The sequence below is a fragment of the Thermococcus sp. genome (assembly GCF_027011145.1).
Lineage (GTDB): Archaea > Methanobacteriota_B > Thermococci > Thermococcales > Thermococcaceae > Thermococcus.
Genome location: NZ_JALVAO010000042.1, coordinates 51,540 through 63,463 on the forward strand (window position 1 = coordinate 51,540; position 11,924 = coordinate 63,463).

Here is an 11,924-nt window from a genome sequence, read left to right on the forward strand (position 1 = left end):
TTAAAAAGTCGACCCGAAACCATAAATCGAAAACCTTTCGGAGGTCTCGCCATGATACTTCAGGTTGCCCTTGATTTAACTGACATTGAGCAGGCCATTTCTATAGCCGAGAAGGCCGCTCGTGGTGGCGCTCACTGGCTTGAGGTAGGAACGCCCCTCATTAAGAAAGAGGGCATGCGCGCGGTTGAGCTTCTCAAGAGGCGCTTCCCGGACAGGAAAATCGTTGCCGACCTCAAGACCATGGACACCGGTGCCCTTGAAGTCGAGATGGCGGCGAGGCATGGAGCTGATGTCGTTTCCATCCTCGGCGTTGCGGACGACAAGACGATAAAGGACGCCGTTGAAGTTGCGAGGAGGTATGGAATCAGGGTCATGGTTGACCTTATAGGGGTCAAAGACAAGGTCAAGAGGGCAAAAGAGCTCGAGAAGATGGGCGTCCACTATATACTCGTCCACACTGGTATAGACGAGCAGGCCCAGGGTAAGAGTCCTCTCCAGGACCTTGGGGAGGTTGTTAAGGCCGTTAAAGTTCCCGTTGCTGTTGCAGGTGGCCTAAACCTTGAGACGATTCCGAAGGTCATAGAGCTCGGCGCGACGATAATAATCGTTGGAAGCGCGATAACTAAGGCAAAGGACCCCGAGAAAGTTACGAGGCAGATAATCGACCTCTTCTGGGGCGAATACATGCAGACCATTAGAAAAGCTATGAAGGATATTGTTGAGCACGTCAATAACGTCGCCGACAGCCTCAAGCTTGAGCAGGTCAGGGGCTTCGTGGATGCGATGATTGGGGCGAATAAGATATTCATCTACGGTGCCGGGAGGAGCGGTCTCGTTGGCAAGGCATTCGCGATGAGGCTCATGCACCTTGACTTCAACGTCTACGTCGTCGGTGAGACGATAACTCCTGCCTTCGAGCAGGGGGACTTGCTCATAGCCATCAGCGGTTCAGGTGAGACAACAAGCATAGTCGATGCGGCTAAGATAGCGAAGAAGCAGGGTGGAAAAGTTGTTGCGATAACGTCTTACGCCAACTCTACCCTTGGTAAACTAGCCGATGTTGTCGTCGAGATTCCTGGAAGGACAAAAGCCAACATCCCAACAGACTACATAGCTAGGCAGATGCTCACCAAGTACAAGTGGATTGCCCCGATGGGAACTCTCTTCGAGGACTCGACAATGGTGTTCCTCGATGGAATAATAGCCCTCCTCATGGCGACGTTCCAGAAGACCGAAAAGGATATGAAGAAGAAGCACGCGACCCTCGAATGATAGCTATGCGCTCTTTCACCCATCTTTTCGTTGGAGTTGGCAACGCAGGAGCTAGGATAGTTGACAGGATAAGTGCCGATGGAGTAGTTAAGGTAACGATAAACCCCGGCCACTACCTCCTTCGTCCCAAACGATATACGGGGAGGATTAGGGAGTTTTTTTCTCACCTCCTAGAGGATACGTTCCTCTGGTTTGTGTTTGAGGACAAGCCGGTGAACCTTGAACTGGTTGATTTGATTCTTGAGAGTAGCCCATCCGATGCCATAAGGCTCGCCTACGTTTTAACTCCCAGGCGAGAGCTCGTGCATGAGAAACCGCCCTGGGCGGATAACTTTGAAACGGTCTTCTACGACTCCCTCTGGGACTTCCTTACCGAGGACGTTCCCCTCGGAATTGCCTTTGAGAGGGCATCTGTTTCGATAGCCGAGCTCTTTTCACGGCTGTACTACTACCTTGAAAACCAGATGCTTGTGAACATTGACTACGCCGACCTGTTCAACATGATTCGCGGAGGGAACGTTGGGATAATGCGCCTCCTAGATAGAGTTGATTTCAGCTGGCACTGGGGGATATGGGAGAGGGGGCTCATAGGAATCCTCGTCGGCAACGACTTCCCGCTCAGGGGGGCCCACGAGATTCTGTCCCGCTTTCAAGAGTTGTTAGCCGAGAAAGATGTAATATGGGGTATAATAACCGACGAAACCGTTAGAGGGGTCGAGATACTGGCTCTCCTCGTGAAGGGGTGGGACGATGAAGGCGGTGCTGTTTGACGTCGATGGAACCCTACTCACTGAGATGCCCCTGATTCAGCTCTTCCTTCCCCGGGTCTACGATGAGCTTTCAAAGAGGCTCGGCATCACAAAGGAGGAAGCGAGAAACCGCTTTTTGAACGAAATCATGGCAAGGAAGGACACCTATGACTGGCACGACTGGAACTTTTTCTTCGAGCTCTTCGGTGTGAACCTGAAATACGAGGACCTCCTTAGGGAATACCCCCACAAGCTTCATGTATACCCTGACGTTCGTCCAACCCTGGAGTGGCTCAGGGAAAGGGGTTACAGCCTCGCGGTGGTTACCAGCGGGCCCTCCTACCAGAGGCTCAAGCTCCAGCTTACGGGTCTTGAGGGATATTTCGATGCAATCGTCACGAGGGAGGACGTCAAGGCAATCAAACCCGAGCCTAGGATTTTTCTCCACGCCCTTGAAAAACTTGGTGTTAGCCCTGGAGAGGCACTCTACGTCGGTGACTCCCTCAGCCAGGACGTTTACGGGGCAAAGCACGTTGGGATGACGGCCGTCTGGATTAACCGGGAAGGAGCGGACGGCTACCATATGGCTGATTACGAGATTAGGACCCTTCATGAGCTTAGAAAAATACTGGAGGGGTTGGAATGAGGGAGATTTTCAATGGGGAGGGAGTTTTTGTTAAATACATGGAGAAGGAGGTCGAGATAAGGCCCGGCGATAAGCTTGTCCATAGGGTTGAAGAACCGACGGAACTCTGGTGGAAGCTGAAGGAAACCTTAAAGGGCAAGAAGGTTCGTGTTGTGGTTTACGAGGTGGAAGAATGATTGCCCACCTAATCAACACCGATGCGGGTAAAAGGGGCGTCCTCAAGCTCTACCTCGACTACCGGCGGAGAAATTTTAATTTTTTACATAATTCTGCAAAGCTGTTTTTAGACAATTATGGGAAAGTGTTAATCGTTACTGGCTTTCCGATTCCTCCAGACAACATTCCGGAAACGGATGGTCCACCCGGGGCTCTCGCACTTTACAGGGCAATAAACGAGCTCGGGGGAGATGCCGAGATTCTAACGCAGGAGGAAGTGATTCTGGCAATGATGCCCTTTCAGAAGGCCCTCTCGTTAAAGTTTGCGCGAGAGCCCGACGTCTCTTCCTACGATTTGGTCATCTTCATTGAGACCCCGGGTAGGGCAAAGGATGGCAACCATTATTCAATGTTTGGACTTCCAGTGGGGGGAGAGACCTTTGACTGGGTGGCGGAAGAGGCCAGAGCCTACGGTGTTCCCACGATTGGAATAGGCGATGGGGGCAACGAGATTGGCATGGGTAAGGTCAGGGACCTGGTAGTTAAGCACGTCCCCTATGGTGAGAAGATAGCGAGCGTCGTTGAGACCGATGAGCTGATTCTCTCGGCGGTTTCCAACTGGGGTGCCTACGGCCTAATCGCTCAGGCCTCGCTGGAACTTGGGCGGAACCTGTTGCCTGACTGGGAGGAGGCGTTTGTCGTTAGGATTCTCGTTGAGAACGGCCTTATAGACGGGGTAAGCAAAAGGGGAGAAATCAGCGTCGACGGTATTCCGATTGAAGTGCACAGGGCTTTTATTGACGCTATATTTAAACTTGTTGAAATGTCCCTGTGATTAGATGCCGAACTCCTTTTTCGTTTCATCAACTATCCTGTTTATCTCCTCTTGGGAGAGCTTTTTGGTCGCCTCCGCCAGAAGGAGCACTTCAGGTGTAATCCTCAGGAGGAGATAAGTTTTCTCAGCCCCTGATATTATGTATCTGTCTGAGGCCTCGAGTCCCGAAAGTGCCCTAAAAATTTCGGGGGTCTTTGCAGACAGTTCCTCGTATTTCTCAAAGTTACCCATTATCGGCAGTCCCTCCGAAGTCGCGTAGAGGTATTTTCTAAGTCCGTACTTTTTGGAGAGAGCCTCCTCAAAATTTTCAATCTCTTCCGTTGTTTTTGTTCTCAGGAATTTTTTTATCCTCTCCATTATACCCATGTCTGCGTGCCTCCAATATTTTTTTGCACAGTCCTTCTATATCAGTTATGATATTTTCAGGACAGTTACCTGTTTCCCTAAAAAGTTTTTTGATCATTGTGAACTTCTCCCAGCATCTCTTTTTTATCTCATTTGGAACCCACAGGTAGTCTATTCCAAGGTTGTTCAAATGCCTGATAAAGCGGTTTTCAAATCCGTTTGTTGGAACTAATGGTGAAACTGGAAATATCATCACAAGCTGAGGCCTTAAAACACTAAGTACAAAGGAGTCGAATATTTCGATAATGTCTTTGAGTTTTGGATTGTCCAGCACGCAACAGTATAAAACTTTACATTCGGAAATATTGCAGATTAGGAGGAGTCTCCGCCCTTTTTCAATCCTAGGGGATACTCCAATAAACACCACGGGAACGTTTCTGTTGCAGAGAACGTTGAATTCTTCAACTATCCTCATAAACTCAGCTTCTTTGTATTCGTTTATTGTTCTCCAGATTTTGTACCTCGATATTTTGATATTTTCTTTTTTTAAATGCTCTTGTATCCTCGATATTGTGTATCCCTCTTCTCTAAGACGCAGTATTTTCTTTTTAATATCTCCTGCCAGTTCTTCTCTTTTCCGTCCTGGCTTTTTGAGGTGCGGATCCTTTATTATTTGAAGAACCCTTCTAGGGGTTATGCCGAATCTTTCGGCTATTTCCATTGTACTAACTCCATTTTCCCATAGGTGAAGTATTTCGTTAACCTGATTTTTATCAAGTTTCATAACAATACATAGGGCAATAAACAATTTAATATTTTTTGGATAATATGTCCAGTAACCGAAATAATTATCGAATATTTCGGAAAAAAGTTTATAATGCCAACATGAATATAATTAGAATGGCCTTGGCAGTTCCCCACCCGATGAGGAAAACTGCAAAGATTTAGAATATGCTCAACGAGGGGGGGTGCATCTTCGATGACGGAGGCGAAGGTCGTGGAGAGAATGAACGAGAGGTCTGAGGAAATGGCAACAAAGGTTAACAATCTTATATTGTATGGCATTTACAAGGTTCTTGGTGCCGGTGCGAGGGGACTAGGTAATTCCATTGGCGAGGAACTACTCCATGCCATGATGGATGAGTATGGATTGAACTTTGAGGGTAGCAACGACCCGCAGGAACTGCTCAACCGTTTCACAGAGGTCATGATAAACACCCTTGGCTTTGCCGAGAAGGGTGAAATAGACGTTGATGGGAATAAGGTAACACTAAAGCTTGATAACCCAATGGATCTTTACGCCCTTCAGTTGCTTGAGAAGAAGGGGATGAAGCCAGTTCTCTATCCCATGGCAAATGCAGTTGCGGTAGCTATCAAGAAGTTTTCCGGTAAAAACGTCTTGATCAAGGAAATACGCGTTCATGAGAAACATGTTGAGGTTGACATGCTAATTCTGGGGTGATGAAGATGTTTGAGAACGTTATAGCCGACCTTCTCAGAGTTGATGGTGTTAAGGGTGTTGCTGTTGTTAGCAAAGACGGCCTTCTCATCGAAGGGCAGGCGAGCGATAGAACGATTGACGTTGAAAACGTTGCAGCGATGGTCGCTACCATATACGGTACTGCATTAAACGTTTCCAAAGAGGTGTTCCATGAAGAGGCAGTTGACATGGTTACCCTCGAGTCACCAAAGGGCAAGATAATAACCGTTGAGGCGGGTGAAAACGCCGTTCTTACTGTCCTTACAGACCCAAAGGTCAACCTGGGTCTCGTGAGAATTTACCTCAAGAGGAATGCTCAAAAGATCGCTTCAATGCTCTGAGATTCTTTTCTATTATTTTTGAGGTGGTTTAAATGCTTCCGGGAAAGTTTGTTGGCGTTATTACGAACTTTGACGATCCGTTGGAGCTAACTGGAAAGACTAGGGAAGGTTATCTTAAACTAGCATGGAGGAGTGATTCCAGTATAAAAGTTGGGTACATTATAATGAAAAAGGGCAAAATATTGGGGGCTATTGTCGAAGATGTTCTTAATAATACCTCAATTCAAGGCGACATTGCATTCGTTGAGATAGTTGAGGCGATAAAACAGGGTCTTGTGAAGTCTGTCGAGATATATGAAGCAAACGTTGAGGAAATCCTAAATGAAAATCCCAAGGCATACATCACCGAAGTCTCCACTATCCCAAGCTCTGGAAACGACTTGGAAAGTTTCTTATCCCTCCTTAAGATGTATAAGGGAAGCATAGAGATACAAGATGGCTCAAAAGCGTGGATTCTTTACGTGGAACATGGAATAGTAAAGGCCGCTAGAGGCATCAGGGGATCAAACCTCCGGGGTGATAGCGCAATTAGGGAAATATTCCGTGAGATGGGCCATCTTCTGAAGGAGGGCAAATATACAACTAGCGATAGGGTTCAATTTTCTTCCTCAGACACCGTTAAAAAGGGAGAAATTTTTATCGAAGGTTTAGAACTCCTGAAGGAAAAAAGACGGCTGGAGAAAGGCTTTTAATCCCTTCCCAGCTTTTTACCCCCGGTGAGTTCATGAGGCTCGAGGAGTTCATACCAGATGCTAAAACGAAGGCGCTCATAGAGAGAACGCGCGAGTTTGCGAGGGGCTTCTTTGAGAGGGAGGGAACGCACGGCTTCAGCCACGTTGAGAGGGTGTTCAACCTCTGCATGCACATAGGCAGGGAGGAGAACGCTGACCTTGAAGTTCTGGCACTATCTTCTCTCCTCCACGACATAGCGAGGCCCCTTGAGGACAGCGGAAAGGTCGAGGACCACGCCGTTGAAAGTGCTAGGATAGCCAGGCGCTTCCTTAAAAGCCTCGGCTATCCAGAGGAGAAAGTTGAGGCGGTTGTCCATGCAATCGAGGCCCACCGCTTCTCCCGTGGTCCAGAGCCGAGAACACTCGAGGCTAAAATCCTCAGCGACGCGGACAAGCTCGATGCAATAGGCGCGATAGGAATAGCGCGCGTTTTTATGTATTCCGGCGAGCACGGAAGGGACATTGAGGCTTCCCTCAGGCACTTCGAGGAGAAAATCCTCAAGCTCAAAGACCTCATGTACACCGAAACGGCAAAGCGTATCGCCGAAGAAAGGCACAACTTTACGGTGGAATTCATCGAGAGGATAAGGCGGGAAATCGAGGGCGAGCTTTGAGTTCTTTCTCTTTTCGCCTCGCATAATAACCTTTTTAAAGGGCTTCCTGAATTAAGGGTTAGCCCATCAAGGTCATTCTAAGGAGGTGAGAACGTGAAGGCGCCAATCTGTGAGGTTTGTCTCAAGACCGACGACATTCTTTGCCCCGCTGATGAAAAGAAACTTCAAGAGGGTATAATCTCCGAGCTGGACGTTAAGGTCGCACGCTTACTCTACAAGCTTCTTGGAGATGTGGACATCGAGTTTAAGAAGGCCGTCGAGGCTGGAGATCTTATCGTCATAGTCGTTGGCGAGGGAGACGTACCCATAACCATAGGCAAGGGCGGAAAGAACATAAAGACCCTCATTAGGGAGCTTGGTAAGCGCGTCAGGGTCATCGAGGGCATGAAGGCTGAGAGCACCGATGAACTCAAGAAGCTCGCCTCCGACCTGCTTTATCCCGCCGGCGTTTTCGGCGTTAACGTCGTTTACAGGCCCGGTGGCGAGACCTACTATAAAGTCCTCGTCTTCGGCAGGGACAGGAAGAAGCTCCCGGAGAAGCCGGAAATCCTTGAGAGCGTTCTCAGCCAGATAGTTGGCAAGGAAGTCAAGATTTCCTTCGTTTGATTTTTCTTCTCCTTATCGAATACATTTAAAAGCTCGCCCCTACTCCTTCTGGGGATGGCCATGTATAGGACGCACTACTCGAGCGAGATTACGGAAGAGCTCAACGGCCAGCGCGTTAAGGTTGCCGGCTGGGTGTGGGAAATAAAGGACCTGGGCGGAATTAAGTTCCTCTGGATAAGGGACAGGGAGGGAATAGTCCAGATAACGGCGCCAAAGAAGAAGGTAAGTCAGGAGATATTCAAGCTCATTCCAAAGCTCAACAGCGAGGACGTCGTTGCGGTTGAAGGCATCGTTAACTTCACGCCCAAGGCGAAGCTCGGCTTTGAGGTTCTCCCGGAGAAGCTCGAAATACTCAGCAGGGCTGAAAGCCCGCTCCCGCTCGACCCCACCGGAAAGGTCAAGGCGGAACTCGACACGAGGCTCGACAACCGCTTCATGGACGTAAGAAGGCCCGAGGTAATGGCCATATTCAAGATACGCTCGAGCGTTTTCAAGGCAATCAGGGACTTCTTCCACAGTGAGGGCTTCATCGAGATTCACACGCCGAAGATTATCGCTACAGCAACTGAAGGTGGAACCGAGCTCTTCCCGATGAAGTACTTCGAGAGAGATGCTTTTCTGGCCCAGAGTCCGCAACTCTACAAGCAGATTATGATGGCGAGCGGTCTGGACAGGGTCTACGAGATAGCGCCGATTTTCAGGGCTGAAGAGCACAACACGACTAGGCATTTAAACGAGGCGTGGAGTGTTGATGCCGAGATGGCGTTCATCGAGAGCGAGGAGGAGGTAATGGAGCTCCTTGAGAGGCTGGTAGCTCACGTAATCAACTACGTCCGCGAGCACAATACCAAGGAACTTGAAACCCTTAACTTCGAGCTTGAAGAACCGAAACTGCCCTTCCCGAGGCTGAGCTACGAGGAAGCCCTTGAAATCCTGTCTGACCTTGGAAAAGAAATCCCGTGGGGAGAGGACATAGATACGGAGGGAGAAAAGCTCCTTGGAAAGTACATGGTTGAGAACGAAAACGCTCCCCTCTACTTCCTCTACCGCTACCCGAGCGAGGCGAAGCCCTTCTACATCATGAAGTACGACGACAGGCCTGAAATCTGTCGCGCTTTCGACCTTGAGTACCGCGGTGTGGAGATAACATCCGGTGGCCAGAGGGAGCACCGCGTTGATGTCCTCGTCGAGCAGATAAAGGAGAAAGGACTGAATCCAGAGAGCTTCGAGTTTTATCTCAAGGCATTCCGGTATGGCATGCCGCCCCACGGAGGCTTTGGTCTCGGGGCGGAGAGGCTGATAAAGCAGATGCTTGACCTTCCCAACATCAGGGAGGTCATCCTATTCCCAAGGGACAGGAAGAGGCTTATACCGTAAGGCCTTTATACCTTCTCCCCTTTCATTGTGTAGGCAGTTGTGTACATATTGGTGTGTGGAGGTATGCATAATGAGAAAACCTGTGGCTTTAATCCTGATAGTGCTCCTGTCTTTGTCAATGCTTCATATCCATCGAGTAAGTGCTTCGGAAATTAAATACGCCAGTGTTACTGGTATCAGCCTGCCCTTGGGAGGAAGTGTTCAGCTTGGTCCATACACCATCAAGTTCACGGATGCCAGCATTACTTGGGACAGCGTATATCTTACTGTAGAGGGACCGGACGGTCAGATAAGCGCAGTCCTCAAAGTGGGCGGTTCTTTGGCTTATCCCTCCGGCGACCCCACTAAGATGCTCCTCAACGTTTCCGTGCTGTGGATAAGGAGTGACACGAAATCCGTGCTCCTAACAATAAGCTCCCCTCTAACAAAGCTTTATTCGGATAAGGCGATACCGGTTGGAACCGAGTTCTCACTCCCATCGGGATTTCCTCCGATAAAGATAAAACTGGTTTCCGCCTCTGACACAGATGCAACCTTTACAGTTACAATGCCGTATGGCGCTACCTACACACTGGAAATCCCGAAGGGTGAGTCGAGGTCTGTATCCTACAAGCTTGATGAGATTCACACCTACGTTAACTACCTGTCTATTGAAGTTCTCAACACTACCAAGAACAGCGGTGCTGTAATTAACCTATACGTTCCCAGGGTTGCATCCACGACCCTCAAGATAACAACGCCCGGAGAAACGAATCCCGAAAACCCAGTTACTCCCGTTGTTAAAACGACACTCCTCTACGACGACATCATTTACGTTGGCGAGAGGCTTCCTGTTAAGTACAACGGCACAACCTACTACTTCAAGCTCCTCTCGGTGATTCCTGACCTGGCGAGGGTTGAGGTTTACACCGCAAACGAAACCTATGCAAACTTTACCCTCGAGGCCGGCGACGTCCCCAAGGCCGTTCCCGGAACACCTTTCCTCGTGGCAATCTCAAAGACCCAGCCCGACTACAAGAGGGCCGTCCTCAAAGTTTACGGCCCCATTGAGGCCCAGGTAATTCCGATACTCCGCTCGGCTAAAGTAGTTGCCAACATAACCGCTGTGCCGAAGAAAGTCCTCCTTGGTCAGGACATAGTGCTCTCGATAGGCGTTGAGAACCTCGGTAGGGGAGATGCCTACCAGCTGAACGTCGCGGCGCCGATTCCAAACGGCTTCCAGCTGGTGAGCATGACGAAGAGCTGGCAGATAAAGAACCTTCCCGCCTTCACAAAACTTCCAATGCTCGTCTACGTCCTCAGGCCGACGAAGGTTGGAAAGTTCGACATCGGTAAGGTTCTCGTGACTTACTACGACGACCAGAGCCTCGAAACCGGAAAGATGAAGACCATTTACTCGGCTCCACTCACCGACATCGAGGTTTACGCTGTGCCAAAGCTCTCCCTTAACGCCCTTGCTTACAACGGTACATGGAACAACTACGTTACCGCTAAGGTAAACGATACCGTAACAATTGCCCTGACCCTTCAGGCTTCAAAGGGCAACCCCGCCTACGAGTTCATAAAGAACGCCACACTCATACTGAGTTATCCGAAGTCCCTGAAAGGACAGAGCGTCATAAACCTGGGCACAATAAAGGCAGGGGAAACAAAGACTGTCAAAGTTCCACTACAGGTTACGGGTGAAAACCTGTCCCTCGTGAAGGCCACGCTCAGATACCTTGACCCTCTCGGCAACCAGCACGAGCTGAGCTTTGGCACGGTTGCAACAATCAACAGCGTGCCTCCTGAGGTAGTCGTGAAGACCGTCAAGGTCTGGCCGAACCCGGAGGAGCTCCCGGCTTATATCAACCAGACCCTCTCGAAGGTGAACAACGCCACTCCCTTGGCGGAGCAGATACTTGACGTGGTTTCACCCTACGTCCCCAAGAAAAGCAACCCCTGGAAACCCCTGGCGATAATTTTCCTCATAGCGACCATCGTCCTCGCTGGATTCAGCTACAACTACTGGCGCGAACTTGAGGCCCTCAAAGAAAAAGTCCTCAGGAAGAAGCAGAGACGCCCTGGAGGACTGCCCAAGAAGGAGGAAGAGGAAAGCGAGATTGAGCTTCTTTAGTCAATTTTTTAAACCCTTCTCAAAACTTTTTCCCATGAGCCCCTTTAAGTACAAGCAGGTTATTGTTTCACGGAAGGATTTAAAGCTCAGCAAGGGGAAGTTCGCGGTTCAAGTGGCCCATGGAGCTGTCACGGCAACTCTCAAGGCTCAGAAGGAGAAGCCGGAGTGGTTCAAGGCCTGGTTCAACGAGGGACAGAAGAAAGTTGTTGTAAAGGCCGAGAACCTTGAGGAACTCTTCCAGCTGAAGGAGAAGGCAGAGAGGCTCGGACTTCCGACTGCCCTCATAAGGGATGCCGGTTTAACCGAGGTTCCACCCGGAACGATTACGGTTCTGGCGATTGGTCCAGCCCCTGAGGAGCTCGTCGATAAGGTCACCGGACACCTGAAGCTGGTGTGAGACATGGACTACCGCGAGTTCTTCTCCCACTTTGGTTATCTGAGCGAAAAGCCCGGGATAGGGGGGAGGATAAAGGCTTTTCCAGAGGACTTCGTGGTTATCGAGGAGCCGTTGCCTTCAGTCTTTGAGGGGAAGAGGTACGCTATCTTCCTTCTGAAAAAGCGCAACTGGGACACCATGACGGCTATAAAGGAGATAGCGAAGCGCGCTGGAATAAGCCACCGCGATATAGGCTTCGCCGGAACCAAGGACAGGCACG

The 11,924-nt window shown here is 49.6% G+C and carries 16 protein-coding genes; 14 read left to right on the forward strand and 2 right to left on the reverse strand.

What is annotated here, in order from left to right:
• The first annotated feature begins 51 nt into the window (after positions 1–51).
• From hxlAB to MVG27_RS05170, 5 genes are read left to right on the forward strand one after another with little or no spacing between them, the layout of a single operon-like run.
• Positions 52–1,272: a bifunctional 3-hexulose-6-phosphate synthase/6-phospho-3-hexuloisomerase gene (gene hxlAB / locus MVG27_RS05150; RefSeq protein WP_297550018.1), complete on the forward strand. Its 1,221-nt coding sequence runs from the start codon at positions 52–54 to the stop codon at positions 1,270–1,272.
• A 5-nt stretch (positions 1,273–1,277) separates the two neighbouring features.
• The gene (locus MVG27_RS05155; RefSeq protein ID WP_297550061.1) at positions 1,278–2,042 is read left to right on the forward strand and encodes a hypothetical protein; all 765 of its coding nucleotides are present in this window, start codon (positions 1,278–1,280) and stop codon (positions 2,040–2,042) included.
• On the forward strand, positions 2,023–2,667 hold the full coding sequence (locus MVG27_RS05160; RefSeq protein ID WP_297469227.1) for a TIGR02253 family HAD-type hydrolase: 645 nt from the start codon (positions 2,023–2,025) through the stop codon (positions 2,665–2,667). Before MVG27_RS05155 ends, MVG27_RS05160 begins: the two co-directional genes overlap by 20 nt.
• On the forward strand, positions 2,664–2,843 hold the full coding sequence (locus MVG27_RS05165; RefSeq protein WP_297550020.1) for a hypothetical protein: 180 nt from the start codon (positions 2,664–2,666) through the stop codon (positions 2,841–2,843). The genes MVG27_RS05160 and MVG27_RS05165 overlap by 4 nt, the downstream gene beginning before the upstream one ends.
• The gene (locus MVG27_RS05170) at positions 2,840–3,658 is read left to right on the forward strand and encodes a DUF4392 domain-containing protein (RefSeq protein WP_297550022.1); all 819 of its coding nucleotides are present in this window, start codon (positions 2,840–2,842) and stop codon (positions 3,656–3,658) included. The genes MVG27_RS05165 and MVG27_RS05170 overlap by 4 nt, the downstream gene beginning before the upstream one ends.
• Here the strand turns inward: MVG27_RS05170 and MVG27_RS05175 are convergent, their stop codons facing one another.
• The gene (locus MVG27_RS05175; protein WP_297550025.1) at positions 3,659–4,024 is read right to left on the reverse strand and encodes a hypothetical protein; all 366 of its coding nucleotides are present in this window, start codon (positions 4,022–4,024) and stop codon (positions 3,659–3,661) included. It abuts the gene before it with no gap.
• A complete protein-coding gene (locus MVG27_RS05180) occupies positions 3,966–4,787 on the reverse strand; it encodes a hypothetical protein (RefSeq protein WP_297550027.1) in 822 nt (273 codons plus the stop codon). The genes MVG27_RS05175 and MVG27_RS05180 overlap by 59 nt, the downstream gene beginning before the upstream one ends.
• Before the next feature lie 195 nt (positions 4,788–4,982).
• On the opposite strand from MVG27_RS05180, the gene MVG27_RS05185 reads away from it, so the two are divergent.
• From MVG27_RS05185 to truD, 9 genes are all read left to right on the forward strand, one after another.
• Positions 4,983–5,465, forward strand: a complete 483-nt coding sequence (locus MVG27_RS05185; protein ID WP_297550029.1) for a hypothetical protein — start codon at positions 4,983–4,985, stop codon at positions 5,463–5,465.
• Positions 5,465–5,824, forward strand: a complete 360-nt coding sequence (locus MVG27_RS05190) for a roadblock/LC7 domain-containing protein (protein WP_297550031.1) — start codon at positions 5,465–5,467, stop codon at positions 5,822–5,824. Before MVG27_RS05185 ends, MVG27_RS05190 begins: the two co-directional genes overlap by 1 nt.
• Positions 5,825–5,856: 32 nt before the next feature.
• Positions 5,857–6,516 carry a DUF2226 domain-containing protein gene (locus tag MVG27_RS05195; RefSeq protein ID WP_297550033.1) on the forward strand — a complete coding sequence of 220 codons (660 nt, stop codon included), beginning with the start codon at positions 5,857–5,859 and terminating at the stop codon, positions 6,514–6,516.
• Positions 6,517–6,548: 32 nt separating this feature from the next.
• Positions 6,549–7,169, forward strand: coding sequence for an HD domain-containing protein (locus tag MVG27_RS05200; protein WP_297550035.1), 621 nt, complete (start codon positions 6,549–6,551; stop codon positions 7,167–7,169).
• Positions 7,170–7,262: 93 nt separating this feature from the next.
• Positions 7,263–7,775, forward strand: a complete 513-nt coding sequence (locus tag MVG27_RS05205; RefSeq protein ID WP_042689068.1) for a KH domain-containing protein — start codon at positions 7,263–7,265, stop codon at positions 7,773–7,775.
• 60 nt (positions 7,776–7,835) lie between these two features.
• Positions 7,836–9,152 carry an aspartate--tRNA(Asn) ligase gene (gene aspS / locus MVG27_RS05210; protein WP_297550063.1) on the forward strand — a complete coding sequence of 439 codons (1,317 nt, stop codon included), beginning with the start codon at positions 7,836–7,838 and terminating at the stop codon, positions 9,150–9,152.
• Between the two features lie 70 nt (positions 9,153–9,222).
• Entirely contained in the window at positions 9,223–11,268 is a 2,046-nt protein-coding gene (locus MVG27_RS05215) for a BatD family protein (RefSeq protein ID WP_297550037.1), read from the forward strand.
• A gap of 34 nt (positions 11,269–11,302) precedes the next feature.
• Positions 11,303–11,665, forward strand: a complete 363-nt coding sequence (gene pth2, locus MVG27_RS05220; protein ID WP_297556305.1) for a peptidyl-tRNA hydrolase Pth2 — start codon at positions 11,303–11,305, stop codon at positions 11,663–11,665.
• A gap of 3 nt (positions 11,666–11,668) precedes the next feature.
• A partial coding sequence (gene truD, locus MVG27_RS05225; protein ID WP_297556307.1) for a tRNA pseudouridine(13) synthase TruD occupies positions 11,669–11,924 on the forward strand: 256 nt, incomplete at its 3' end.

Coding starts and splice junctions, on each gene's coding strand:
- pth2 (WP_297556305.1), top strand. CDS start 11,303: ATGAGCCCCTTTAAGTACAAGCAGGTTATTGTTTCACGGAAGGATTTA.
- MVG27_RS05215 (WP_297550037.1), top strand. CDS start 9,223: ATGAGAAAACCTGTGGCTTTAATCCTGATAGTGCTCCTGTCTTTGTCA.
- MVG27_RS05195 (WP_297550033.1), top strand. CDS start 5,857: ATGCTTCCGGGAAAGTTTGTTGGCGTTATTACGAACTTTGACGATCCG.
- MVG27_RS05155 (WP_297550061.1), top strand. CDS start 1,278: ATGCGCTCTTTCACCCATCTTTTCGTTGGAGTTGGCAACGCAGGAGCT.
- MVG27_RS05165 (WP_297550020.1), top strand. CDS start 2,664: ATGAGGGAGATTTTCAATGGGGAGGGAGTTTTTGTTAAATACATGGAG.
- MVG27_RS05185 (WP_297550029.1), top strand. CDS start 4,983: ATGACGGAGGCGAAGGTCGTGGAGAGAATGAACGAGAGGTCTGAGGAA.
- MVG27_RS05175 (WP_297550025.1), bottom strand. CDS start 4,024: ATGGGTATAATGGAGAGGATAAAAAAATTCCTGAGAACAAAAACAACG.
- MVG27_RS05170 (WP_297550022.1), top strand. CDS start 2,840: ATGATTGCCCACCTAATCAACACCGATGCGGGTAAAAGGGGCGTCCTC.
- MVG27_RS05180 (WP_297550027.1), bottom strand. CDS start 4,787: ATGAAACTTGATAAAAATCAGGTTAACGAAATACTTCACCTATGGGAA.
- MVG27_RS05190 (WP_297550031.1), top strand. CDS start 5,465: ATGAAGATGTTTGAGAACGTTATAGCCGACCTTCTCAGAGTTGATGGT.
- hxlAB (WP_297550018.1), top strand. CDS start 52: ATGATACTTCAGGTTGCCCTTGATTTAACTGACATTGAGCAGGCCATT.
- MVG27_RS05200 (WP_297550035.1), top strand. CDS start 6,549: ATGAGGCTCGAGGAGTTCATACCAGATGCTAAAACGAAGGCGCTCATA.
- MVG27_RS05160 (WP_297469227.1), top strand. CDS start 2,023: ATGAAGGCGGTGCTGTTTGACGTCGATGGAACCCTACTCACTGAGATG.
- aspS (WP_297550063.1), top strand. CDS start 7,836: ATGTATAGGACGCACTACTCGAGCGAGATTACGGAAGAGCTCAACGGC.